The sequence below is a fragment of the Flavobacterium resistens genome (assembly GCF_900182645.1).
GTDB lineage: Bacteria > Bacteroidota > Bacteroidia > Flavobacteriales > Flavobacteriaceae > Flavobacterium > Flavobacterium resistens.
Map to the genome: position 1 here is coordinate 160,618 of NZ_FXTA01000005.1, position 24,030 is coordinate 184,647.

Annotated in this window: 25 protein-coding genes; 17 read left to right on the forward strand and 8 right to left on the reverse strand. The window is 32.9% G+C overall.

Annotated features, from left to right (window positions below; translation table 11 throughout):
* The first annotated feature begins 17 nt into the window (after positions 1-17).
* The 6 genes from FN795_RS17695 (at position 18) to FN795_RS17720 (ending at position 5,324) form a co-directional block, all read left to right on the forward strand.
* Positions 18-785, forward strand: coding sequence for a ParA family protein (locus FN795_RS17695; protein ID WP_142451862.1), 768 nt, complete (start codon positions 18-20; stop codon positions 783-785).
* A 5-nt stretch (positions 786-790) separates the two neighbouring features.
* On the forward strand, positions 791-1,693 hold the full coding sequence (locus FN795_RS17700; RefSeq protein ID WP_035650087.1) for a ParB/RepB/Spo0J family partition protein: 903 nt from the start codon (positions 791-793) through the stop codon (positions 1,691-1,693).
* The gene (locus tag FN795_RS17705) at positions 1,693-2,256 is read left to right on the forward strand and encodes a DUF5683 domain-containing protein (RefSeq protein WP_142451863.1); all 564 of its coding nucleotides are present in this window, start codon (positions 1,693-1,695) and stop codon (positions 2,254-2,256) included. The genes FN795_RS17700 and FN795_RS17705 overlap by 1 nt, the downstream gene beginning before the upstream one ends.
* A gap of 37 nt (positions 2,257-2,293) precedes the next feature.
* Positions 2,294-2,995 (forward strand): 4-hydroxy-tetrahydrodipicolinate reductase, encoded by a 702-nt coding sequence (gene dapB / locus FN795_RS17710; protein ID WP_142451864.1) that lies wholly within the window; start codon positions 2,294-2,296, stop codon positions 2,993-2,995.
* 66 nt (positions 2,996-3,061) lie between these two features.
* Complete coding sequence (lepB, locus tag FN795_RS17715) at positions 3,062-4,618, forward strand: signal peptidase I (RefSeq protein WP_142451865.1); 1,557 nt, start codon at positions 3,062-3,064, stop codon at positions 4,616-4,618.
* 91 nt (positions 4,619-4,709) lie between these two features.
* Complete coding sequence (locus FN795_RS17720) at positions 4,710-5,324, forward strand: WbqC family protein (protein ID WP_142451866.1); 615 nt, start codon at positions 4,710-4,712, stop codon at positions 5,322-5,324.
* On the opposite strand, the gene FN795_RS17725 is transcribed toward FN795_RS17720, so the two are convergent.
* The 6 genes from FN795_RS17725 to FN795_RS17750 all read right to left on the reverse strand — a co-directional run bounded on the left by FN795_RS17725 (position 5,321) and on the right by FN795_RS17750 (position 11,637).
* The gene (locus FN795_RS17725; RefSeq protein WP_167498095.1) at positions 5,321-6,373 is read right to left on the reverse strand and encodes an endonuclease/exonuclease/phosphatase family protein; all 1,053 of its coding nucleotides are present in this window, start codon (positions 6,371-6,373) and stop codon (positions 5,321-5,323) included. The genes FN795_RS17720 and FN795_RS17725 overlap by 4 nt on opposite strands.
* A gap of 17 nt (positions 6,374-6,390) precedes the next feature.
* Positions 6,391-7,254 (reverse strand): rhomboid family intramembrane serine protease, encoded by an 864-nt coding sequence (locus FN795_RS17730; RefSeq protein WP_142451867.1) that lies wholly within the window; start codon positions 7,252-7,254, stop codon positions 6,391-6,393.
* A 46-nt stretch (positions 7,255-7,300) separates the two neighbouring features.
* Positions 7,301-8,050: a rhomboid family intramembrane serine protease gene (locus FN795_RS17735; RefSeq protein WP_081909365.1), complete on the reverse strand. Its 750-nt coding sequence runs from the start codon at positions 8,048-8,050 to the stop codon at positions 7,301-7,303.
* A complete protein-coding gene (mutL, locus tag FN795_RS17740; protein WP_142451868.1) occupies positions 8,047-9,978 on the reverse strand; it encodes a DNA mismatch repair endonuclease MutL in 1,932 nt (643 codons plus the stop codon). The genes FN795_RS17735 and mutL overlap by 4 nt, the downstream gene beginning before the upstream one ends.
* Before the next feature lie 210 nt (positions 9,979-10,188).
* Positions 10,189-10,761 carry a 6,7-dimethyl-8-ribityllumazine synthase gene (ribH, locus tag FN795_RS17745; RefSeq protein WP_142451869.1) on the reverse strand — a complete coding sequence of 191 codons (573 nt, stop codon included), beginning with the start codon at positions 10,759-10,761 and terminating at the stop codon, positions 10,189-10,191.
* Positions 10,762-10,857: 96 nt separating this feature from the next.
* A complete protein-coding gene (locus FN795_RS17750) occupies positions 10,858-11,637 on the reverse strand; it encodes a tetratricopeptide repeat protein (protein ID WP_142451870.1) in 780 nt (259 codons plus the stop codon).
* A gap of 242 nt (positions 11,638-11,879) precedes the next feature.
* Here FN795_RS17750 and recF point away from each other — a divergent pair, with 242 nt between their 5' ends.
* The 10 genes from recF to FN795_RS17800 all read left to right on the forward strand — a co-directional run bounded on the left by recF (position 11,880) and on the right by FN795_RS17800 (position 20,762).
* Positions 11,880-12,959 carry a DNA replication/repair protein RecF gene (gene recF / locus FN795_RS17755; protein ID WP_142451871.1) on the forward strand — a complete coding sequence of 360 codons (1,080 nt, stop codon included), beginning with the start codon at positions 11,880-11,882 and terminating at the stop codon, positions 12,957-12,959.
* 122 nt (positions 12,960-13,081) lie between these two features.
* On the forward strand, positions 13,082-13,759 hold the full coding sequence (locus FN795_RS17760; protein ID WP_142451872.1) for a DUF2461 domain-containing protein: 678 nt from the start codon (positions 13,082-13,084) through the stop codon (positions 13,757-13,759).
* 73 nt (positions 13,760-13,832) lie between these two features.
* Positions 13,833-14,879 carry a glycosyltransferase gene (locus tag FN795_RS17765; RefSeq protein ID WP_142451873.1) on the forward strand — a complete coding sequence of 349 codons (1,047 nt, stop codon included), beginning with the start codon at positions 13,833-13,835 and terminating at the stop codon, positions 14,877-14,879.
* 134 nt (positions 14,880-15,013) lie between these two features.
* Positions 15,014-16,027, forward strand: a complete 1,014-nt coding sequence (murB, locus tag FN795_RS17770; protein ID WP_142451874.1) for a UDP-N-acetylmuramate dehydrogenase — start codon at positions 15,014-15,016, stop codon at positions 16,025-16,027.
* 114 nt (positions 16,028-16,141) lie between these two features.
* Positions 16,142-16,756: an FMN-binding negative transcriptional regulator gene (locus FN795_RS17775; protein ID WP_142451875.1), complete on the forward strand. Its 615-nt coding sequence runs from the start codon at positions 16,142-16,144 to the stop codon at positions 16,754-16,756.
* A gap of 83 nt (positions 16,757-16,839) precedes the next feature.
* Positions 16,840-17,946: a glycosyltransferase gene (locus tag FN795_RS17780; RefSeq protein ID WP_142451876.1), complete on the forward strand. Its 1,107-nt coding sequence runs from the start codon at positions 16,840-16,842 to the stop codon at positions 17,944-17,946.
* Positions 17,937-18,488, forward strand: coding sequence for an RNA polymerase sigma factor (locus FN795_RS17785; protein ID WP_035650130.1), 552 nt, complete (start codon positions 17,937-17,939; stop codon positions 18,486-18,488). Before FN795_RS17780 ends, FN795_RS17785 begins: the two co-directional genes overlap by 10 nt.
* 156 nt (positions 18,489-18,644) lie before the next feature.
* Positions 18,645-19,469 (forward strand): energy transducer TonB, encoded by an 825-nt coding sequence (locus FN795_RS17790; RefSeq protein WP_142451877.1) that lies wholly within the window; start codon positions 18,645-18,647, stop codon positions 19,467-19,469.
* Positions 19,470-19,578: 109 nt separating this feature from the next.
* Complete coding sequence (locus FN795_RS17795; protein WP_142451878.1) at positions 19,579-20,316, forward strand: DUF4184 family protein; 738 nt, start codon at positions 19,579-19,581, stop codon at positions 20,314-20,316.
* 65 nt (positions 20,317-20,381) lie between these two features.
* Positions 20,382-20,762 carry a PH domain-containing protein gene (locus FN795_RS17800; RefSeq protein WP_035650134.1) on the forward strand — a complete coding sequence of 127 codons (381 nt, stop codon included), beginning with the start codon at positions 20,382-20,384 and terminating at the stop codon, positions 20,760-20,762.
* Between the two features lie 63 nt (positions 20,763-20,825).
* On the opposite strand, the gene FN795_RS17805 is transcribed toward FN795_RS17800, so the two are convergent.
* The gene (locus tag FN795_RS17805; RefSeq protein ID WP_142451879.1) at positions 20,826-21,707 is read right to left on the reverse strand and encodes a M48 family metalloprotease; all 882 of its coding nucleotides are present in this window, start codon (positions 21,705-21,707) and stop codon (positions 20,826-20,828) included.
* Between the two features lie 202 nt (positions 21,708-21,909).
* Positions 21,910-22,782, reverse strand: coding sequence for a M48 family metalloprotease (locus tag FN795_RS17810; protein WP_142451880.1), 873 nt, complete (start codon positions 22,780-22,782; stop codon positions 21,910-21,912).
* A gap of 296 nt (positions 22,783-23,078) precedes the next feature.
* On the opposite strand from FN795_RS17810, the gene lipA reads away from it, so the two are divergent.
* A complete protein-coding gene (gene lipA / locus FN795_RS17815) occupies positions 23,079-23,945 on the forward strand; it encodes a lipoyl synthase (RefSeq protein WP_142451881.1) in 867 nt (288 codons plus the stop codon).
* Positions 23,946-24,030: the final 85 nt, after the last annotated feature.

Here is a 24,030-nt window from a genome sequence, read left to right on the forward strand (position 1 = left end):
CAAAATTCAGAAAATAAATGGGCAAAATCATTGCTATTGCTAATCAAAAAGGAGGCGTTGGAAAGACTACTACATCAGTAAATCTTGCTGCCTCATTAGGTGTTTTAGAGAAAAAAGTATTATTGATCGACGCTGATCCTCAGGCCAATGCAACATCTGGCCTTGGAATTGACGTAGAAACAGTTGAAGTTGGAACATACCAAATTCTTGAACATACTGTAACGCCAAAAGAAGCCATTTTAAAATGTACAGCTCCAAATGTTGACGTGATACCTGCTCACATCGACCTTGTTGCTATCGAAATTGAATTGGTTGACAAAGAAAACCGTGAGTATATGCTTAAAAAAGCATTAGAAGAAGCAAAACAAGAATATGATTATATCATTATTGATTGCGCACCTTCTCTAGGTTTGTTAACCTTAAATGCTTTAACAGCTGCAGATTCTGTGGTTATTCCTATTCAGTGTGAGTATTTTGCACTTGAAGGATTAGGAAAACTATTGAATACTATTAAAAGTATTCAAAAAATACACAACCCAGATCTTGATATTGAAGGATTATTGCTAACCATGTATGATTCTAGATTACGTTTATCAAATCAGGTTGTTGAAGAGGTTCAAAAGCACTTTAACGATATGGTTTTTGAAACTGTTATTCAACGAAATGTAAAATTAAGCGAGGCACCAAGTTTTGGAGAAAGCATCATTAATTATGACGCAACAAGCAAAGGTGCAGTGAATTATATTCACTTAGCTCAAGAAATAATAAAGAAAAACAGCAAATAGTTTTTATGACAAAAGCAATTAAAAAACAAGCCTTAGGTAGAGGATTATCAGCATTATTAAAAGATCCGGAAAACGACATTAAATCAGTAGACGATAAAAATGCTGATAAAGTTGTTGGAAATATCATTGAGCTTGAAATAAGTGCTATCGAAATAAATCCGTTTCAGCCTAGAAGCAATTTTAACGAAGAATCATTACGCGAATTAGCCACTTCTATTAAAGAACTTGGTGTAATTCAACCTATTACTGTTCGAAAATTAGAATTCAACAAATATCAGCTAATTTCCGGAGAGCGCCGTTTGCGTGCTTCAACATTAGTGGGATTAACTCATGTTCCTGCATATATTCGTATTGCTAATGACAATGAATCATTAGTAATGGCGTTAGTAGAAAATATTCAGCGTCATGATTTAGATCCAATTGAGATTGCGCTTTCATATCAGCGTTTGATTGACGAAATTCAATTGACACAAGAGCAAATGAGTGAGCGCGTTGGAAAAAAACGTTCTACAATTGCCAACTATTTACGCCTTTTAAAATTAGATCCGATTATCCAAACTGGAATTCGTGACGGTTTTATTAGTATGGGACATGGTCGTGCAATCATCAATATTGAAGATTTAGATGTTCAGACTGATATTTATCAAAAAATTGTAAGCCAAAATTTATCTGTACGCGAAACTGAGGCTTTAGTTAAAAATTATCACGAAGGCCAACAGCCAAAAGCAGAAGGAAAGCCAAAAGCGGAATCTTCTTTTGTGGTTAGAGAAACTCAAAAAAACACCTTCAACGATTATTTTGGCTCAAAAGTTGATATTAAAGTGGCTGGCAATGGAAAAGGAAAAATTACAATTCCATTTAATTCTGAAGCCGACTTTAACAGGATTATAAAATTAATTAATGGATAGTGAATAAGATTGTCCCCATAAGTTTATTGTTCTTTCTCATAGGAACCGCTTCTATTTTTGCCCAAGCAAAATCAGATGCGGTTTTAGTCGCTAAAGACACTACTAAACTTCAAGAAATAGACCCACTTACACCAGCAAAAGCTGCATTTTACTCTGCAATTTTACCCGGATTAGGTCAAGCATACAACAAAAAATACTGGAAAATTCCCCTCGTTTACGGAGCAATTGGAACCAGCCTTTATTTCTACATTGACAACAACAAAAAATACCATGATTATCGTGATGCCTACAAGCGCAGACTAGAAGGCTACAACGATGATAACTATCAGTTTTTAGATGACAGCCGACTTATTGCCGGCCAGAAATTCTATCAAAGAAACAGAGATTTATCCGCATTGTTTGTTGTTGGCTTTTATGTTCTAAACATAATAGATGCAAATGTAGATGCAGCTTTGATTCAATTTAATGTAAACGAAAGATTATCAATGCGTCCAGAAATTTATCCCAACGATGTAACATTCAGACCAAACGTTGGACTAACTTTTAATTACACTTTTAAATAGTGAAAACACTGTTTAAAATTCAAAAAACACACACAAAATGAAAATTGCGCTTTTAGGATATGGCAAAATGGGTAAAGTAATCGAAAGAATTGCTTTAGAAAGAGGCCACGAAATTGTTTTAAAGAAAGACGAATTTAACACATACGAAGGACTTTCAACTGCTGATGTCGCTATTGATTTCAGTGTTCCAACCGCTGCTGTTGATAATATCTCAAATTGCTTTCATGCTAATGTTCCTGTAGTTTCCGGAACAACGGGATGGTTAGAACATTATGACGAAATGATTGCGCTTTGCAATGAGAAAAAAGGAGGTTTCATATCTAGCTCAAATTTTAGTCTTGGAGTAAATATTTTCTTTGGATTGAATGAATACTTAGCGAAAATCATGAACCAATTTGATTCTTATAAAGTTTCAATGGAAGAAATTCACCATATTCATAAACTTGATGCCCCAAGCGGAACTGCAATTTCTCTAGCTAAAGGCGTTATTGAAAACAGCAATTATTCTGAGTGGACTTTAGACGACGCTAAAAACAATCAAATTCACATCGAAGCTAAAAGAATTGGCGAAGTTCCTGGTACTCATATCGTAAATTACGATTCAGCTATTGATAGCATTGAAATCAAACATACCGCTCACAATCGTGAAGGTTTTGCTCTTGGAGCCGTTATTGCTGCTGAATGGTTAGCAGGAAAAACAGGTATCTATACCATGAAAGACGTATTAAATCTAAACTAAAATTGATTTAAAGTTTAAGATTTCAAATTCGACAATCTTAAACTTCAAACTTTAAACAAAAATATTATGACACTATATCTTTGGTTTGTATTTTTCCTTGCTGTTCAGGTTATTCATTTTATCGGAACATGGAAATTGTATCAGGCAGCTGGAAGAAAAAGCTGGGAAGCTGCAATTCCGGTTTACAACTCAATTGTTTTAATGAAAATAATAAGCCGTCCAACGTGGTGGACCTTGTTGCTTTTTATTCCAATCATCAACCTAATTATGTTTCCGGTTGTATGGGTTGAAACCTTGAGAACTTTTGGAAAAAGATCAACTTTAGATACTATTTTGGGAATTTTTACATTAGGTTTTTATATCTATTACGTTAACTACACTCAAAAACTAGAATACCGTGCAGACCGCGATTTAACTCCAAAAACTAAAACTGCAGACACTGTAAGTTCATTGCTTTTTGCCATAATCGTAGCAACATTAGTGCACACTTATGTAGTACAGCCGTACACAATTCCCACATCATCTCTTGAAAAATCATTATTGATTGGAGACTTTTTATTTGTCAGTAAATTAAATTATGGACCAAGAGTTCCTATGACAACAGTTGCTTTACCGATGGTTCATGATTCGATTCCATTAACAAAAAGCAAATCATATCTAAAATGGCCACAATTGCCATATTACAGATTACCAGCATTTGAAAAAATAAAACGAACCGATATTGTCGTTTTCAACTGGCCTGCTGATACTGTACATTATTTTTATGAGCGAAAAGGTCAGCCAGGCGTTATAAAACCTATCGATAAAAGATCAAATTACGTAAAAAGATGTGTTGGTATTCCCGGAGACAGTTTATCAATTAAAGATGGCTATGTATTCATCAATGGCAAGAAATTAATTCTTCCTGAAAGAGCTAAACCACAATATTCTTATACAATAGCATTTGACGGAAAAACTCCTGTTGATTTACAATCTTTAGTAAAAGAATTAGACATCACTGATGGTGGTTATTTTAAAAATGAAGAAAAAAGAGATACTCTTGTTTTAGGCGCATTAACAGAAGCTGGCGCTGAAAGATTTAGAAATACTCCCGGCGTTACTGCAGTAATCAGAAAAATTGACAAAGGAAACGATAATGCTATTTATCCGCATATTAATAAAGGAAGCCAAGATAATATGGGGCCAATTTATATTCCTGAAGCTGGAAAAACAGTAGCCTTGACAAATGAATCTTTGCCATATTACAAAGATATTATCACCAATTACGAAGGGAATACATTAGAATTAAGAGATTCAAAGTTTTTCATCAATGGAAAACCAACAACTACTTATACCTTCAAACAAAACTACTATTGGATGATGGGAGACAACCGTCACAATTCTGAAGATAGCCGTTATTGGGGATATGTTCCGGAAAACCACATTGTTGGAAAACCTGTTTTCATCTGGTTAAGCTGGGATACAAACGGAAAAGGCATCAACAAAATTCGTTGGAGCCGCGTTTTCACAACTGTTGATGGTGAAGGACAGCCTCAATCCTATTTCAAATATTTCTTAATTCTTCTTGCTCTTTACTTCGTTGGAGAATTCTTTTGGAGAAAGAAAAAAGAAAACAAAGCATAAATTAAAATAAGTTATTTTTGTTTCAGGTTTCAAGTTTCAGGTTCAAACAAACTTGAAACCTGAAACCTGAAACTTTTAAAGAAAATACAAAATGAATTCCTTATTACTTCCTACTTATTTCCCTTCCATCAGTCACTTTGCTGTAATGGCTCAATCTGAGACGATTACTTTTGAAATGGAAGATAATTTTCAGAAGCAGACTAATAGAAACAGAACTTATATTTATAGTCCAAACGGGATTCAGTTATTAAATATTCCTGTAAAACATTCAAAATCGGCTCACCAAAAAACAAAAGATGTGTTGATAGAAAATGAATTTGACTGGCAAAAACAGCATTTCAAATCTTTAGAAGCTGCTTACAGAAGCTCTCCGTTTTTTGAATTTTTTGAAGATGACATTACTCCTATTTTCGAAAAAAAGCACACTTTTTTAATGGATCTAAATTTAGAAGTTTTAGATATCGTTACAAAATGCCTCAGAATGAAACTAGAATTTGGAAAAACTTCCGAATACTTTCATGAAGTGGAAAATATTTCGGATTTCAGATATTTGGCAAACGGCAAAAAAGATGCTAATTCATTCGAAAAATACACTCAGGTTTTTGATGATAAACATGGATTTATCAATAATTTAAGCGTGTTGGATTTGCTTTTTAATGAAGGTAAGTTTGCGATGGAGTATTTAAAAACTCAAAAAATAATCTAAAACTGATCTATCGAAAGCCTGGCCATTATTGGATAATGATCTGAATTTTCAAAATCAGAAAAACTTTCGAACTGTTTTACTTTCATTTTAGTATCGGTAAAAATATAGTCAATTCGTGCAGGATAATATTTAAACTTATATGTTGCTCCAAAGCCTTCTCCGGCCTCTTCAAAAGTATCTTTAAGTTTTCCTTTAATATTTCGGTAAACGTATGAAAACGGACTATTATTCATGTCGCCGCAAATAATAATTGGGTATTTACACTTTTTTATGTGCTCCTTAAAGATTTCAGCTTGTTCTTGCTGCTGCGTAAATCCTTTACTGATTCTAGCATAAATGCGCTGTGATTTCTTCTGATTTACATTGTCAATATTATCCGAGATATCACTTACGTCTGGAGATATTTTAATAGACTGCAAGTGCATATTATAAACACGGATAATGTCTTTTCCGCGTTTAATATCTGCATAAACCACATTATTATCAGATTTAGGAAAAACAATATTCCCTTCATCAATAATTGGAAACTTTGAAAAAATAGCTTGACCTGTTTTGATCTGATTTCCATCGATAAAAATATAACGATGCGGATATACTTTTAAATCCAAATGTGCTGAATTAGAATATTCCTGAATACACAAAATATCAGGATCTTTATCATCTATAAAAGTTTTAATATTCTCAGGTATATCGTCACGATCGAGCCATTTAAAAACATTAAATAAACGGACATTATAACTCATAACCGAAAAATCTCTTTCATCTTTTACATATTCTTTTGCCGAAAATTTATAGAATTTACTAATGAATGTAATTCCCATCAACAAAACCAAACCAGACAAAATAAGGCGCTTTTTAAACTGAATTGCCCAATAAACAAAGAAAAGTCCATTGGCAACAAAAAAAGCTGGCATAAACAGCGTTAGCACCGATAAAAGCGGAAAGCTCTTAGGTGCTAAAAATGGTAAAACATAGACGCTAAATGTAAGAACAGTCAGCACTATATTCAGAAAGAACATTATTTTGTTAAACCACGAAAGGTTTTTCATATTATTTGCTAAAAGGATTATTTTCCAGCTCTAAATAGAAACTCTTTTTCTTCTTTTGTAAGACAGTCATAACCAGATTGGCTAATCTTATCCAAAATTTCATCAATTTGTTGCTGCGTTTTGTCTTTCGTAACAATTCTTGACGAAGTTTTTTCCGTAGGTTTTTTGTAATTTTTATGAACTTTTGTAAATGGGGTCGTTGGGGATTTTCTAAAAAGATTAGCAAAAAAGTCTAAAACTTTAGAAACAATGATACTCAAATCGGTACCATTTTGAAGCAATTTTATAAATATAAATCCAAAAAAAGCTCCGGCTAAATGCGAAATATGGCCGCCCATATTCTCTAAACGAAACTGCATTAAATCTAAAAGCAAAATAACGCCAGTAATATGCCAAAGCTTAACATTACCAAATATAAGCAGTCGAACATCCATTAAAGGCCGATATGTTGTTGCTGCAACCAAAATTGCCATAATTGCCGCCGATGCACCAACAATTGAAGCTGAATTTCCTAAAAAATAATAACTTAAAGCAAATACAATTCCTGAAAATATAGCACCTAAAATATACAGCCCTAAATATTGTTTTTGAGAAAAAAAGGTCAAAAATAAATTACTTGCAAAGTTTAAAACCAACATATTAAACAACAAATGCATGAATCCAAAATGAAAAAATGCATAAGTTAAAAATGTCCATGGTTTAAACATGAAAACTTGCGGATCTGAAGACAATGCCAACCAATTAGGAAAATCAAACTGACCAATAGAAAACTGATAGAAAAAAATCAAAGAAATAAGAAAACAAGCAATATTCCAATAAATGACACGCATTGCGATGCCTCCCAATCTGTATTGCAGTTTTAAATCATCAAGAATATTCATAAAGTCTTCGTTTCGTTTTTTAAAGTTAATAAATTAAAGTTAAAAATTAATTCCAACGATTGTTATTAAACTGATTTTTTTTCCAGTATAACATCATCAAGAAACCGGCAACAGCACCTCCAAGATGTGCAAAATGCGCAATTCCTGTTCCGCCGCTTCCAAAAAGAGAACTTCCTTTTAGACCTAAAAATAAATCAACTAATAAAAGTCCTGGCACAAAATATTTCGCCTTAATTGGAATCGGGATAAACATCAAAGCTAATTCTGCATTTGGAAACATAAATGCAAAAGCTGTCAACAAACCATAAATAGCCCCAGAAGCACCTAGAACTGCACTTCCATAAGCAGTTGTAAAATTCTCAAATTGAGTAACTGTTAATATTTCTTTCCACTTAACTGCTATTTGATTTTCACTCAAAAGTTGCAAAACATATGATTTTGAGTATCCGTTCGCAATCAAAATATTTAAGCCTTCCTGAAAAGAATAATAGTTTACTGCAAAATTCAATAAAGCAGCACCTAAACCACATGAAATGTAAAAAAACAAGAATTTTTTACCGCCCCAAAAATGCTCAAGCATAGATCCAAATGAATATAATGCAAACATATTGAATGCGATATGCAACAGATTTGCATGCATAAACATATGCGTAATTATCTGCCAGATTTTAAAATCTGGATTTTCAGGAAAATACATAATCAGATAATCATATGATACTGGCACCAACTGAGAACCAATAAAAAAGATAATATTAATTATAAGCAGTTGTTTGACAACTGGAGTGATATTCATCATAAGGCAAACTTTTTATCTATATCTTCTACACGCATGGTGATGAAGGTAGGTTTTTGAAAAGGTGAAATATTTGGATCTTTACAGGCAAATAACCCATTTACTAAATTATCTTGTTCTTTTTCGGTTAAATATGATCCGGTTTTAACCGCTAAACTTTTCGCCATCGATTTGGCAATTGTATCATTCTGACTGTAACTATTTGCCGGAATTCCGTCCTGCAAATCACTCAACAACTGATCGATAACTATTGAAACTTCACTTTCAGTAATATTTACAGGAATTCCTGAAATTACAATATGATCCGTTTTGGCATCTTCAAAAATAAATCCTGTCGTTTCCAGCGAAGGTTTCAATTCCTCAATCAATTTCATTTCGACAGTCGAATAAAACAAATCTAACGGAAAAAGCAATTGCTGACTTGAAGCCTGATTAACGGTCATATTCAACAAAAATTGCTCGTATAAAATACGCTGATGTGCACGCTGCTGATCCACAATAATCATTCCTGATTTTATTGGCGAAACAATATATTTTTTATGAATTTGATAGGTTTTCTGACTTGCCTGCTCTACTTCATCATCATTAAATAAAGAAGAAGTCACTTCTTCATTTTCGAATGTGAAAGGCGAACTTTCAATCGTTTCCGGATTTTCTAAATCTAAACCAACATATAAACTTTCCCAGCTCGCTGTTGGTTCGACTCTTTTTGAATAACCAGAATATGATGATCCGGAATAGGAAGAGCCTGATGAAGAAGACGAACCCGAGCTATAGCCAGATCCTGAACTCCCTTTTGCATAATGCGGATTCGTTTTATCATCCGTAAAAGGATTAAAAGTTCCATCTACCTGAATTGTTGGCGTTTCAGCTTCTAAATCTTTGTAGTGATATGGCGTATCTAAATTAGAATCTCTTTCAAAATCCAAAACAGGTGCTACATTGAATTGTCCCAAACTGTGTTTAATAGACGCCCTTAAAATAGCATATAAAGCTTGTTCATCATCAAACTTAATTTCCGTTTTTGTGGGATGAATATTAATATCAATCGTATTTGGCGGAACCTGCAGATATAAAAAATAACTTGGTTGTGAACCATCTTTCAACAAACCGTCATAAGCAGCCATAACAGCATGATGTAGATAACCGCTTTTTATAAAACGATCATTTACAAAAAAGAATTGCTCTCCTCTGCTTTTTTTAGCAAATTCAGGTTTACAGACAAATCCCTGGATATTTATAATTTCGGTGTCTTCATTTACAGGAACTAATTTTTCATTGGTTTTGCCAGACATAATTCCGACAATTCTCTGGCGATATCCTGAAGACGGAAGATTATATAATTCACTTCCGTTATGATAAAAACTAAAATGAATATTTGGATGCGCCAAAGCCACACGTTGAAATTCATCCATAACATGACGAAACTCAACTGTGTCTGATTTTAAGAAATTGCGTCGGGCGGGAATATTGAAAAAAAGATTTTTAACCGCAAATGATGTTCCTTTTGGCAAAACTGCTACTTCCTGTGAAACAAATTTACTTCCTTCAATTACAATATGTGTTCCAAGTTCGTCCTGATCTTGTTTGGTTTTCATTTCCATGTGCGCAATCGCTGCAATCGAAGCCAGAGCTTCTCCACGAAAACCTTTTGTACCAAGTGAAAATAAATCTTCAGCCTGACGAATTTTTGAAGTCGCATGACGTGCAAAACACAAACGCGCATCTGTAACTGTCATTCCAACTCCGTTATCAATAACCTGAACTAACGATTTTCCGGCATCTTTTATAATCAATTTAATATCAGTTGCCTTAGCATCAACGGCATTTTCTAACAATTCTTTTACAACTGAAGCTGGTCTTTGAACCACTTCTCCAGCAGCAATTTGGTTAGCAACGTGATCTGGAAGCAATTGAATAATACTCGACATTAAAAAATTTGGGTTAAAGGTTTCTCTTCGACTTTATTTACTAAAAATCTTAGATTGATAATGTTAGTTCTCTTTGATTTTAAAAAACCAAGGTGTACAAATTTAATGAATTTTGATTGTGATTCAGAACATCTATACTCATAAAAAAAACAAAAAACCTATACTATTTTTACACAGTATAGGTTTTAGTATTTTTAAAACAATTGTGTTTTATTCGTTCTCGATTTTTCTAGGTTTATCTTCAATTTGAAGCGCACCTGTAGACAATAATGGCTGATGAAAAGGATGTGACATTGAAGCCTGTTGGCGAATATATGCCATTTTAATTGCCGCTATTGCTGCCTCAGTTCCTTTGTTTCCGTGAATTCCTCCACTTCTGTCAATTGACTGCTGCATTGTATTATCAGTCAAAACGCAGAAAATAACCGGAATATCCGTTTGAACATTCAGATCTTTAATTCCTTGTGTTACGCCTTCACATACAAAATCAAAATGTTTTGTTTCTCCCTGGATTACACATCCAATTACAATTACTGCATCAACATTTTGAGTCTGAAGCATTTTTTTAGCGCCATAAATAAGCTCAAAACTTCCTGGAACATTCCAGCGAATAATTTGATTTAATGGAACATCACAATCAACAAGCGCATCATATGCACCATTGTAAAGTCCTTCAGTTATAGTGTCGTTCCACTCAGAAACAACAATCCCAAATCGAAAGTCTTTCGCATTTGGGATTGTGTTTTTATCGTATTCTGATAAATTTTTATTTTCGGTAGCCATTTTTAATATTTAAGATTTAATTCCAATACTTCGGAATTTGATTTCAGATTGTAAAAATACAAATCTAAAAACTAAATCTGAACTCTAAAAATTAAATTATTGTGCTAATCCAATTAATACATCAACAGAAGCAGCTTCTGGAGTTGCATCAAAATTATCTTTGATATCGTTTAGATATTTTAAAGCATCTTCTTTTTGACCTAAAGCAATAGCAGTTTTAGCCGCTTTTAATAAGAAACGAGGTGTAGTAAAATCATTTTTATTAACACCTGCAGCTTTAACATAATAGCTCAAAGCTTCTTTTTGATTGTTTTTTTGAGAGTAAGCATCACCGATAGCTCCAGTTGCCAAAGCACCTAAAATAGCATCCTCTGATTTAAATTCTCCTAAATATTTGATAGCATCATCAAATTTACCAGTATTCAAGTAAGCCATACCAGCATAGTAGTTTGCTAAGTTTCCAGCATCAGTTCCAGAATATTCGTCAGCAATTTTAACAAATCCGAATTTACCTTCTGAACCGTTTAATGCTAATTTGTACAATGAATCACTTGCAACACCGTTTACAGCTTTATCAAAGTTCTGTTGTGCAACGAACATTTCGTTTGCAGCTTCATCTTGCTTAGGAGTTTCAACAAATTTTTGGTAAGCCAAATAACCAATAGTAGCCACTGCAATACCTGCAACTAAACCAATAATGATTTTTTGATTTTTAGCCACCCAATCCTCAGTTCTTGAAGCAGTCTCATCTAATTTAGAAAAAACACCAGCTGTTGTGCTGTCTTTTTCGTCAATAACTACCTGTTGTTCTTCAGTAACTTCTTTAACTTCCTTCTCTTTTGGTGTCTTATATCCTCTTTTATTGTAAGTTGCCATTTAAAAATAATTTAGTGAACGGCAAAAATAAAATTTTTCTTGAAACTGAGGCAAAAAAAATCAATTTTATCACTATTTTAAAAAAAATAATTTTCTTATTCACTTGCACTTTCGCGGAAGCGGTAAAATAAATCGGTTCAAGACTGCCGTAAAGCCAATTATATCGATAATTTTCGGTAATTTGCACCCTCAAATTTTCACCGTCCAAAAACGGTAAATTTTACAACTGGAGTACCTTAAAAATGCATTTAAACAAAATCTCATTATTCAATTATAAAAACTTTTCTGAAGCAAGTTTTGATTTCGACGTCAAGATCAACTGTTTCGTGGGAAAAAATGGCATTGGAAAAACCAATGTACTCGATGCAATTTATCATTTGGCTTACGGAAAAAGCTATTTTAATCCGCTTGCGGTTCAAAATATAAAACATGGCGAAGAGTTTTTTGTAATTGATGCCGAAATAGACAAAAATGACAGAACAGAACAAATTGTCTGCAGTTTAAAAAAAGGGCAAAAAAAGGTTTTAAAAAGAAACGGAAAAGCGTACGACAAATTCTCAGATCATATTGGATTTATTCCACTTGTGATTATTTCGCCTGCCGATCGGGATTTGATTGTTGAAGGAAGCGAAACGCGTCGTAAATTTATGGATAGCGTAATTTCGCAACTCGATTCAACCTATTTGCATGAATTGATAAATTATCAAAAAGTGATTACGCAGCGAAATGCGCTCTTGAAATATTTTGCCCTCAATCATACATTCGATAACGACACCTTATCTATATATAATGAGCAACTGCAAGAATATGGAAAATCGATTTTTGAAAAACGAAAAGAATTTCTCGAGCAGTTTATACCTATATTTAATACCCATCATCAAGCTATAACAGGATCTGAAGAAAGTGTTCAGTTGATTTATGAAAGTCATTTATTCGAAAAAGACTTATTGACGCTTTTGCAGGAAAACATTAACAAAGACCGCGCGCTTCACTACACAACAGTCGGAATTCATAAAGATGATTTGTCTTTTGAAATTGATTCACATCCAATAAAAAAATTCGGATCACAAGGTCAACAAAAATCTTTTTTGATTGCTTTAAAACTGGCTCAATTTGAATTTTTAAAGAAGCAAAGTGGCGTAAAACCGATTTTATTATTTGATGATATTTTTGACAAACTAGACGAAACACGTGTTGCCAAAATTGTCGAAATGGTGAATACCGAAACTTTTGGCCAGCTTTTTATTTCTGATACGCATCCTGAACGAACTGAAGCGATTGTAAAATCGACACATCAGAGTTATAAAATATTTAATTTGTGATTTTAGCTTATGATTTAAAATTGATATAATTTGTATCAGTTTTCATAATCAATCCCAAAATAGAAATTATTAAATTAGCCTGAATAAAAAACTTAAAAACAACTGCAATAATATTAAGGAATATGTTAGCGAAAGAATCATTGCAATTTTTAGACGATTTAAAAAAGAACAACAATCGAGAATGGTTTCAGGAAAATAAAAAACGATACGAAGTTTTCAAGAAAGATTATCATCAATTAGTAAGTGATTTTCTTGATGCGATGAAACCACTTGATCCGTCATTAGAATTATTGGAAGTCAAAAACTGTACTTTCAGAATCAATCGTGATATTCGCTTTTCTAAAGATAAATCTCCGTATAAAGCACATTTAGGCGTTTGGATTTCCAGCGGAATTAGAGGTTTAAACCGAGCAGGATATTATGTTCATATCGAAAAAGGCGCCAGTTTTATCGCCGGTGGATTTTATTCTCCTGAATCAGAAGATTTAAAAAAAGTCCGTAAAGAAATTGCCTTTTTCTATGATGATTTACAGGAAATTTTAAACGAAAAAAACTTCAAAAAAGAATTTGGAAATTTAGATTTCAACGAAAATAATTCGCTTAAAAGCATGCCACGTGGTTACGAAAAAGACCATCCGGCGATTGAATTTTTAAAATTAAAAAGTTTCACTGCAACTCAAAAATATGATATTTCTGAAGTGACTCAGAAAGATTTCGTTTCAAAAATCAGCAAAAAACTAATTGCTTTAAAACCTCTAAACGAATTTATCAATCGAGCTTTAGATACTGAAGAATTTTAGAGATAAAAAAATCGCCACGAATTCACGAATTATTCAAAATTAATTCGTGAATTCGCAGCGAAAAACTTTTATAATGAAAAGAAAAATACTTTTTCTTGGAGAATCTTATCGCGCCGACGCCATAACTTGGATGAAAGGCCTGAAAGAATTTGGTGATTTTGAAATTATCACTTGGGAGCTTCAAACTTCAAATAATCAGAGATTCAAACGTATTCTAGAGTATTTCTTCGCTCCGATTTCTATTCGAAAAATCATCAAAAAAGAAAAACCAGATATGGTTATCGCAGAAAGAACCACTAGTTACGGTTTTCTTGCTGCTTTATCCGGATCTAAAACTATCGCAATCGCACAGCAAGGCCGCACTGATTTATGGCCGGAAGAATCTAAATTATATCCATTTAAAAAATTCATTCAGAAATATGCTTTCAAAAAAGCGCATTTAATTCATGCTTGGGGACCTGTCATGGCAATTCACATGAAAGCAACTGGCGTTGACATGAACAAAGTTTTGGTTCTTGCAAAAGGAATTAACTTAAAACTTTTTACTCCTTTAACCAATAATTCCAATAAAATTGAAGCCATTGTTACGCGTTCGCTTCAGCCTGAATATCGACACGATTCTATTTTAAAATCCTTTGGAATTTTAAATCAAAAGGGAATTGATTTTTCATTAACGATTGTTGGTGACGGAACAAGATTACAATTTTTAAAAGATTTAGCCAAAGAACTTCAAATCGAAAACAAAGTGATTTTTACTGGAAGAATTCCAAACACAGAACTTCCTAAATTATTACAGCAATCCAATATTTATATCAGCATGCCAATTACCGAAGGCGTTTCGGCATCTTTATTCGAAGCAATGGCTTGTAATTGCTACCCTGTAGTTTCTGATATTCCTGGAAATCAAAGTTGGATTACGCATCGCGAAAACGGACAATTGATTGAAATTGATAATATCGAAATGCTAGCCGAAGAATTGATTTGGTCTTTTGAAAATTCAAAATCTAGAAATGAAGCGATTATTCGAAATAGAAAATTTGTTAAAGAAAACGCGAATTATGATATTAATATGAAGATTATTTCGGAGAAATATCGTGAACTTCTCGATTCTTTAAAGTAATTTAACCGCAAAGACGCAAAGTTTTACGCAAAGTTCGCTAAGCTTTGCGTTCATTGCGTAAAACTTTGCGGACTTTGCGGTTAGAAAAAAATTATAATCCTTACTTTTGACTCAGATTAAAAAGCCTTTAATATATGGAAATCCAATCCAATTTTTCTTTAAAAAAACACAACACTTTTGGTATTGAAGCCAGTGCAAAACGATTCGTTGCCGTTCATTCTATTGATGAATTAAAAACAATTTTAGAAGAAAACAAAAACGAAAAAAAATTTATTCTAGGAGGCGGAAGCAATATGCTTTTAACCAAAGATATTGACGCATTGGTTATTCATATTGATTTAAAAGGAAAAAAAATCACAAAAGAAGACGACGATTTTGTTTGGGTTGAAAGTCAGGCTGGCGAAGTTTGGCATGATTTTGTTCTCTGGACAATCGAAAACAATTTTGGCGGATTAGAAAACATGTCGTTGATTCCTGGAAATGTTGGTACAACTCCAGTGCAGAATATCGGGGCATATGGAACCGAAATTAAAGACACTTTTGTTTCTTGCGAAGCCATAAATATTGCAACTCAGGAAATGAGAACTTTCAACAATACGGAATGTAATTTTGGTTACCGCGAAAGTATTTTCAAACACGAAGTAAAAGACCAATACATTATTACTTCGGTTATTTTTAAACTGACTAAACGCAATCATAAAATCAATACTTCTTACGGAGATATTTTAGCAGAATTAGCGAAAAACAACATTTCTGAACCAACATTAAAAGATGTAAGCAATGCCGTAATTGCTATCAGACAAAGCAAATTGCCAGATCCGAAAGAATTAGGAAATAGCGGAAGTTTCTTCAAAAACCCTATTTTATTAAAATCTGATTTCGAGAAAATACATCAAAAATTCCCTGAAATGAAATTTTATGAAGTATCAGATACCGAAGTAAAAGTTCCTGCTGGATGGTTGATTGAACAGTCTGGTTTTAAAGGAAAACGTTTTGGCGACGCCGGAGTTCATAAAAACCAAGCTTTGGTTTTAGTAAATTATGGAAATGCAACGGGGCAGGAAATTTTGGCCGTTTCAAAAGAAGTCCAGAAAACCGTTTTTGAAATTTTCGGAATTCATATTGAGGCTGAAGTCAATGTGATTTAAAACACAAATTTCACGAATTTACAATTATTGTCAGACTGAGCGAAGTCGAAGTCCTTTTTACACAAAACATTTCGACTTCGCTCAATGTGACAAATTGAATTAAAAACAACAGAGATGTATACACCTGAAATATACAAAAACGAAAATCCTGAAGAAATCAGAACTTTTTTAAAAGAAAATAGTTTTGGAATTCTAATCAATCAAACGAACGGAAAATTATGCGCAACGCATATTCCGATAGAATTTGAAATTAATGCTGACGGAAAAGAAATTTTGCAAGGACATATTTCAAAACTGAATCCGCAAGCTGAAGGTTTTAAGGAAAACGATCAGGTTTTAGCCGTTTTTACAGGTCCACATAGTTATATTTCTTCGTCTTGGTATGACCATGAAAATGTACCAACATGGAACTATATAGCCGTACATGTTTATGGAAAAATCAAGATTGTAGATTATGAAACTTCTGTCGAGCAATTAAAAAAATTGGTTGATAAGTACGAAGCGAATTCAGAAAATCCAGTTCGTGTTGAAAATTTATCAGAAAAAACGATGCGTGAAGCAAGAGGAATCTTTGGTTTTGAGATCGAAATAAGTGAAATTCAAGCAACTAAAAAACTATCTCAAAATCGTGATGATTTTAATTATAAAAACATAATTTCGGAATTAGAAAAAACCGAAAACCCTCAGGCTATTGCTGTTGCAAAAGAAATGTCAAAATGCCGAAAGTAAATTGGTTTTGGACATTGAAAATTAGGAATTCATAAGTACATTTGCACTCGCAAGATTCAGAAATTAAAAGATATTAAAATCAGATGCTTACAATTTTATTTTACTTTTTTATTGGTATCGTTGTCGTACAACTTTTTTATTACTTAGGAGTATTTGGAAAGTTTGCTTTCGCTAAACAACAAGAAATTACACCCAAAAAACTTCCCGTTTCAGTAATTGTCTGTGCCAAAAATGAAGAAGAAAATGTCAAGAAATTTATACCGCTTTTAGCCGAACAAGATTATCCGGATTTTGAAATTGTTTTAATTGATGACGCTTCAAGAGATGAAACTTTAGAGGTTTTTGAAGAATTTGAAAAACAGTATTCAAATATTCGTTTAGTGAAAGTTGAAAACAACGAAGCTTTCTGGGGAAATAAAAAATATGCTCTGACTTTAGGAATCAAAGCCTCGAAAAAAGAATATCTTTTATTTACTGATGCCGATTGTTATCCAACTTCTAAAAACTGGATCACTTCAATGACTTCACATTTTACAATGAACAAAACTATTGTTCTTGGTTATGGAGGTTATGAAAAAATAAATCGCTCAATATTAAACAAAGTAATTCGCTTTGAAACTATTTTAACTGCCGTTCAATATTTTTCATGGGCAAAAATAGGCGTTCCATATATGGGAGTTGGACGAAATCTTGCTTACAAAAAAGAAGAATTTTTCAATGTAAACGGTTTTATTGATCACATTCAAGTGCGTTCTGGCGATGATGATTTATTTATAAATCAGGCAGCAAACAAATCAAACACAACAATTTCCTATAATCCGGAAAGTTTTACATACTCAAAACCGAAAGAGTCTTATAAAGAGTGGTTCAATCAAAAAAGAAGGCACGTTTCGACTGCAGAACATTACAAGTTTTTTGACAAAATGCAATTGGGTGTTTTTTATACGTCACAATTATTTTTCTTTATTTTGGTTATCCTTTTATTGTCATTCCAATTTCAATGGATTGCAGTGTTAGCAATTTTAGCAACTCGTTATACTGTTGCATGGACCGTAATGGGATTTTCAGCTGGAAAACTAAAAGAAAAAGACTTGAAAATTTGGTTTCCTGTTGTAGAGATGATGCTTATATTAACACAAATTAATATCTTTATAACTAATATCTTTTCAAAACCGGTACATTGGAAATAAATTCTAAAATAGAAAAAGCAAAAAAAGGCGATCAGATCGCCTTTACTTTTTTATTAGATTTTTATTGGAATGAAGTTTACGGCTTCATGCTCAAACGCACCGAAAACGAAACAATTGCCGAGGATATTACTATTGAAACTTTCTCAAAAGCTTTCGACAAGATCGCCACATACAATTCCGAATTTAAATTCAACACTTGGCTGATCAGCATCGCAAAAAATGTTTATATCGATTTATTGCGAAAAAAGAAAACCAATCTTTTTATCGAAATCACAGATAGCGAAGACCAGCAAGCATACAACATTGCCGACCCTACTCCATCTGCAGAAGATGCATTAATTAAAGAGCAAAATCTCTCTCGTTTGCTTTTATGCATCAAAGAATTAAAACCCCACTATCAGGAAGTTATTCAACTTCGTTATTTTCAGGAAATGTCCTATCAGGAGATCGCTTCTAAAATTGATGAGCCTTTAAGCAATGTAAAAGTTAAGCTTCTTCGTGCTAAAAAATTATTGGCAGAAATCATTGAACGTAACAGATAATTTATTATCTTTAAGAAAAGATTAAAGTATTATCATACTTTTTCTTAAAAAAATTATTATCTAACATACTAAAACAACAACTTCTGCGTTGTTTGCTAAAACCCAAACCCTATTCGCGTATGATTTAAAGTTACTTAACCTTAAAATCCAAAAATCATGTCAAAATCAAGCATCTATGAAAGCAAGTGGACCGATCTTGTTTTCGAAAACAAAAACAAAGAGTATGGAGCGTATCAATTACGCCAAGAAAATTCTAAAACAACAGTTACCGCATTATTTATGGCGTTGCTGTTGATAGCCGCCTTGGGAAGCGCGTCGATGCTGATTAATAAATTAAGACCACATGAAGCTGTTGAACCTATCACTACTCTTCCAGATCCAATTGTTGTAAAAGTAGATCCATTGGTGAAACCAGAAAAACAAGAACCTATTGCTCCACCTGCACAAAAACAGGAAGCTACTAAACCAATTACTTCGGAACAGTTAACAAATCCTGTTGTATCTCGTACAGAAGAAGCTGTTCAGGAAATTGCAACTAATGCAGAAAACCACACAGTTGTAGACAACGCTACACCTGGTGATGGAACAATAACAAATGTATTACCTGGAAGTGGTAGTACTGGAGGCGAAGCAATTAGTGAACCGCCAGCAACTAATGAACCTCTTCTTCCTACAGCATTAGACAAAATGCCTAGTTTTCCTGGAGGAATGGACAAGTTTTACAGCTATGTTGGTAATAACTTTAAAAGACCAGAATTGGACGCTGAAATGACTCTTAAAGTATATGTTTCTTTTGTAATTGAAAAAGATGGCTCAATAACAGATATCATGGTACAAAAAGACCCAGGTTACGGAATGGGCAAAGAAGCCATTAGAGTATTAAAATCATTAAAAACAAAATGGGTTCCGGGTGTTTTAAACGGAAAAGCTGTTAGAACAGCGTATAATCTTCCTATTACAATTAAAACGCAACCTGAATAAAATAATAATCTAAAAACAGAAAAGCAGAACTTAGGTTCTGCTTTTTTTTTGATTTTTTGTTATTAAAATATTTTTATCTTTAAATGTATTTTACCAAACTAAAAACCAAATGCCATTTACATTTGCCCACCCTGCAATAATTTTTCCTTTAAAATATTTCCCTAAAAAATGGTTTTCTTGGACAGCTTTAATCATTGGAAGCTTAACTCCAGATTTTGAGTATTTTATCAGAATGCAAGTTCAAAGTAAATATAGCCACACAGTCTCAGGAATATTTTGGTTTGATTTGCCATTAGCAATTGCATTGACTTTTGTTTTTCACAATTTGATTCGAAACGATTTATTTTTAAATCTTCCAAATTCTTTTAAATCAAGAATAATTGCTTTTACGGAATTTAATTGGACGAATTATTTCAACAAAAATCTATTTATAGTTTTATTATCAGCAATTATTGGAATCGCTTCTCATCTTTTTTGGGACGCGTTCACTCACAAGAATGGTTATTTTGTAATTCATATTCCAGAGTTAAGAAACACTTTTATTTTGTTTGGAAACAAAGTCACTTTTTGGAAAGCTACGCAACATTTAAGCACTTTAATTGGAGCGTTGTTTATTGCAATAGCATTTCTAAAACTTCCCAAAAAGCATTATAACCAATCTAAAATAAATTTAAAATACTGGATTTTAATCCTTGTTGTTTCAACAGCTATCTTTAGTTTTAGATTTCTTATTTCTTTAAACATAAAAGCCTACGGAAATATAATTGTTTCTCTAATCTCATCGTTTTTACTTTCGTTAATTATAACTCCTATATTAATTAAATCTAACGGCAATTATAAAATTTAACAAATTCAATTACCTTTACGTTTCCTTAAATGCAAAACAATTTTATTTAAACTAAAAACTAAAAAATGGGAATATTTTCTGCTCTTATGGGCAATGCGGGCACTGTCAGTCAAGAAGATTTACTAAAAAAATACGGACAACTTTTAACTGATAACGAAGAAATCGAAATGGGTTTTAAATTGATTCGTGACACTTTTATTTTCACAAATAAAAGATTAATTCTAGTTGACGTTCAAGGAATTACTGGAAGTAAAACGGAATACAAATCAATCGCTTATAAAAGCATTACCCGTTTTAGTGTTGAAACTGCTGGTACTTTTGATTTGGACGCCGAATTGAAAATTTGGGTTTCAAGCGAATTAAACCCAAGTATTGTAAAACAATTCAATAAATCTGTAAATGTGTATGATGTTCAAAAAGTTTTGGCACACCACGTTTTAGGATAATTTTTAAAATAAAAAAAAACGGCAAATTTAAAATTTGCCGTTTTTTATATTAAATCAGAACAACTATTTCTTTTTAGTTGTTGTAGTTTTCTTTGTTGTAGTTGCTTTTTTTGTTGTAGTTGTTTTTGCAACAGGAGCTGTATTGACAATTTTTTGTTGTACATATGGCTTATACAAACCATCTTTTTCAGCTCTTGCTTTAGCATCATCAGCTCTTTTAGCAGAATCTGGATGTGAACTCATCATTCTATCAAGAAAAGAAGCTTCAGCTCCCTCACTCATTTTAGCCAAAATTCTAAAAGCAGACTCTTCAGCATTTACATTGTACCCGTTCTTCTTTAAAAAATTATACGAAAACAAATCGGCTTCAGCTTCTTGTTTACGGCTATGTTTACTATCAATCATTGCACTTCCAATTTTCCCTAGCTGACTATCTGTTACAGCGCTAATTTTTGCAGATTGCGAAGATGCTCCATCAATTAAAGCTTCTTTTTGGTAAGCCGCTCGCATGGCATCTCTCGTATCATTATTTGCTACGTGACCAATTTCATGGCCAATAACAGCCAACAATTCATTATCATCCATAATATCCATTAAACCAGAATATACACGAACACTTCCGTCAGCAGTTGCAAATGCGTTTACTTCTTTCAATTTGTAAACTTTATAATTCAGCGTATATCCTTCACCAGAAGTATATTTTCCAAAAACTCTGTTTAATCTTAAAGTATAACCGTCGTTTGGTCCTGCAACTTCATTCGTCGAATCTAATTTACGAACAGCTTCTTTCGATAAAGTTGCCGCATCAGCATTAGTAAGGGTAAAACTGGTAACACCTTTTTGAAGTGCACCCATTGCTTTATCTCCTAAATTAATTTGCGCATTCATTTTAGTAAATCCCAATGTGGCAAATAAAAACCCTGCTATTATAATTTTCTTTTTCATGTTTTTTTTATAATTACAATTTGACAACAAATGTAGCATAACAAAATGCTATTTCATTTCACACAAAGCTTGTTTTTTCAACAAATAAAGGTATAAAATTTAAATGAGTTTCATAACGATCTGTGGCTATTATTGATATAAGGCCAAATAAAAAACCGGAAAATTCTTTGGAATTTTCCGGTTTTTTATTTTTATGCAAAAATTATTTCTTTTTTGCTGTTGTTTTTTTCACTGTTATTTTTGTTGCTGTTTTTGCTTTTACAGGCACAGTATTATCAATTTTTTGCTTCTCATAAGCACTATACAATCCATCTTTTGTTGCTCTTTTTTTAGCATCGTCTGCTCTTTTACCCGGCTCTGGATGTGATCTCTGCATTCTGGAAATAAAAGATGAATCTTCTCCTTCACTTGCTTTTTGCAGAATTCTAAAAGATGATTCAACGGCATTAACATTGTAACCATGTTTTTTCATAAAATCATACGCAAATAAATCAGCTTTTGATTCTTGTTTTTTACTATGCCCGCTATCAATCAACTTGCTCCCAAATTTCCCTAATTCAGTTTTACTAATTGTCTTAAAAGCTTCTGATTGCGATGAAGCTGCATGTAGTAAAGCTTCTTTTCTATATAATGCTTTAATATGGTTTTTGGTGTCTTGATTTACAACATGTCCTATTTCATGTCCTATAACTGCAAGCAATTCATTATCATCCATAATATCCATTAAACCTGCAAATACACGAACACTTCCGTCTGCGCAAGCAAAAGCATTGATATCTTTTACTAAATAAACTTTATAGTTTAAAGTAACTCCCTCACTAGAAGCATGTTTTCCAAACAAACGGTTTAATCGAATTGTATAACCATCTGTTGAGCTGGCAATTGGATTGTTTGCATCAAGTTCTGCAACTGTTTGTTGAGCCATAGCTGCTGCATCAGCATCACTAAAAGTAAATCCAATCATTGTTTTGTCCAGGAGTGACAATTCTTTTTTTTCTGAATCTTCCTGTGCATTTATTTTATTAAATCCAAAAGTTGCAAATAAAATTCCTAATACGATAAGTTTCTTTTTCATATTTTCTATACTAATTAAATTAACAGTAAAATTAATACGAGAAAAATCTTATACTGGCCCAATAAGTCAATTTTACAAAAGATTAAGACGAAATTTAGAAATTTAAAAAACGTAGCTTAAATATCAAATTATTAGGCAGTAACTAAAAAGATTATCTTAAAGCGCGCTTTAGAATAAACTATTAACATTTGAACTTAACAATCTTAAACAGCAGCAAACATGAAAAGCAAACGAAAAGCAAATTAACGTCTCTAAATAAACTACATTCCTTATCTTTGTATTTTGAATTTTGATATATGGAAACAGTCATTGAAAATATACCAGCTGGAAAACCTAAATGGTTAAAGGTTAAACTTCCAATTGGACAAAAATATACTGAACTTCGTGGTTTAGTTGATAAATACAGCTTAAACACAATTTGTACTTCTGGAAGCTGCCCAAATATGGGGGAATGCTGGGGTGAAGGAACAGCAACTTTTATGATTCTTGGAAACATCTGTACACGTTCTTGCGGTTTTTGCGGTGTAAAAACCGGACGTCCAGAAACAGTAGATTGGGACGAGCCAGAAAAAGTTGCCCGCTCTATTAAAATCATGAACATTAAACACGCTGTAATTACTAGTGTTGACAGAGATGATTTGAAAGATGGAGGATCTATAATCTGGATTGAAACTGTAAAAGCAATCCGAAGAATGAACCCAAATACTACACTTGAAACTTTAATCCCGGATTTTCAGGGAATTGAAAGAAACATAGACCGAATTGTCGAAGCAAATCCTGAAGTAGTTTCTCATAACGTTGAAACGGTTCGCCGATTAACCCGAGAAGTTCGAATTCAGGCAAAATATGACCGTAGTCTTGAAGTTTTGCGTTACTTAAAAGAAAAAGGAATCAACAGAACCAAATCTGGTATTATGTTAGGTCTTGGTGAAACTGAAGAAGAAGTTTTTCAGACTATGATTGATTTACGCAATGCAAATGTTGATGTCGTTACTATTGGACAATACCTACAACCAAGTAAAAAACATTTGCCAGTAAAGGAATTTATTACTCCTGAACAATTTGCGAGATACGAAAAATTTGGACTTGAATTAGGTTTCCGTCATGTTGAAAGCGGTCCTTTGGTTCGTTCTTCATACAAAGCACAAAAACATATTTTATAATAAAAATCAATCGTTCAATTGATTAATCGTTTAATCGTAGATGCGCTTAACGGTTTAAAAACAATTAAACGATTTCAACGATTAA

Coding starts and splice junctions, on each gene's coding strand:
- FN795_RS17790 (WP_142451877.1), top strand. CDS start 18,645: ATGTCAAAATCAAGCATCTATGAAAGCAAGTGGACCGATCTTGTTTTC.
- ribH (WP_142451869.1), bottom strand. CDS start 10,761: ATGGCTACCGAAAATAAAAATTTATCAGAATACGATAAAAACACAATC.
- FN795_RS17795 (WP_142451878.1), top strand. CDS start 19,579: ATGCCATTTACATTTGCCCACCCTGCAATAATTTTTCCTTTAAAATAT.
- recF (WP_142451871.1), top strand. CDS start 11,880: ATGCATTTAAACAAAATCTCATTATTCAATTATAAAAACTTTTCTGAA.
- FN795_RS17725 (WP_167498095.1), bottom strand. CDS start 6,373: ATGAAAAACCTTTCGTGGTTTAACAAAATAATGTTCTTTCTGAATATA.
- mutL (WP_142451868.1), bottom strand. CDS start 9,978: ATGTCGAGTATTATTCAATTGCTTCCAGATCACGTTGCTAACCAAATT.
- FN795_RS17720 (WP_142451866.1), top strand. CDS start 4,710: ATGAATTCCTTATTACTTCCTACTTATTTCCCTTCCATCAGTCACTTT.
- FN795_RS17735 (WP_081909365.1), bottom strand. CDS start 8,050: ATGATGAATATCACTCCAGTTGTCAAACAACTGCTTATAATTAATATT.
- dapB (WP_142451864.1), top strand. CDS start 2,294: ATGAAAATTGCGCTTTTAGGATATGGCAAAATGGGTAAAGTAATCGAA.
- FN795_RS17810 (WP_142451880.1), bottom strand. CDS start 22,782: ATGAAAAAGAAACTTATCGTATTAGGAATTTTATTTGCAACTTTTGGA.
- FN795_RS17760 (WP_142451872.1), top strand. CDS start 13,082: ATGTTAGCGAAAGAATCATTGCAATTTTTAGACGATTTAAAAAAGAAC.
- lipA (WP_142451881.1), top strand. CDS start 23,079: ATGGAAACAGTCATTGAAAATATACCAGCTGGAAAACCTAAATGGTTA.
- FN795_RS17700 (WP_035650087.1), top strand. CDS start 791: ATGACAAAAGCAATTAAAAAACAAGCCTTAGGTAGAGGATTATCAGCA.
- murB (WP_142451874.1), top strand. CDS start 15,014: ATGGAAATCCAATCCAATTTTTCTTTAAAAAAACACAACACTTTTGGT.
- FN795_RS17695 (WP_142451862.1), top strand. CDS start 18: ATGGGCAAAATCATTGCTATTGCTAATCAAAAAGGAGGCGTTGGAAAG.
- FN795_RS17750 (WP_142451870.1), bottom strand. CDS start 11,637: ATGGCAACTTACAATAAAAGAGGATATAAGACACCAAAAGAGAAGGAA.
- FN795_RS17765 (WP_142451873.1), top strand. CDS start 13,833: ATGAAAAGAAAAATACTTTTTCTTGGAGAATCTTATCGCGCCGACGCC.
- FN795_RS17775 (WP_142451875.1), top strand. CDS start 16,142: ATGTATACACCTGAAATATACAAAAACGAAAATCCTGAAGAAATCAGA.
- lepB (WP_142451865.1), top strand. CDS start 3,062: ATGACACTATATCTTTGGTTTGTATTTTTCCTTGCTGTTCAGGTTATT.
- FN795_RS17800 (WP_035650134.1), top strand. CDS start 20,382: ATGGGAATATTTTCTGCTCTTATGGGCAATGCGGGCACTGTCAGTCAA.
- FN795_RS17780 (WP_142451876.1), top strand. CDS start 16,840: ATGCTTACAATTTTATTTTACTTTTTTATTGGTATCGTTGTCGTACAA.
- FN795_RS17730 (WP_142451867.1), bottom strand. CDS start 7,254: ATGAATATTCTTGATGATTTAAAACTGCAATACAGATTGGGAGGCATC.
- FN795_RS17805 (WP_142451879.1), bottom strand. CDS start 21,707: ATGAAAAAGAAAATTATAATAGCAGGGTTTTTATTTGCCACATTGGGA.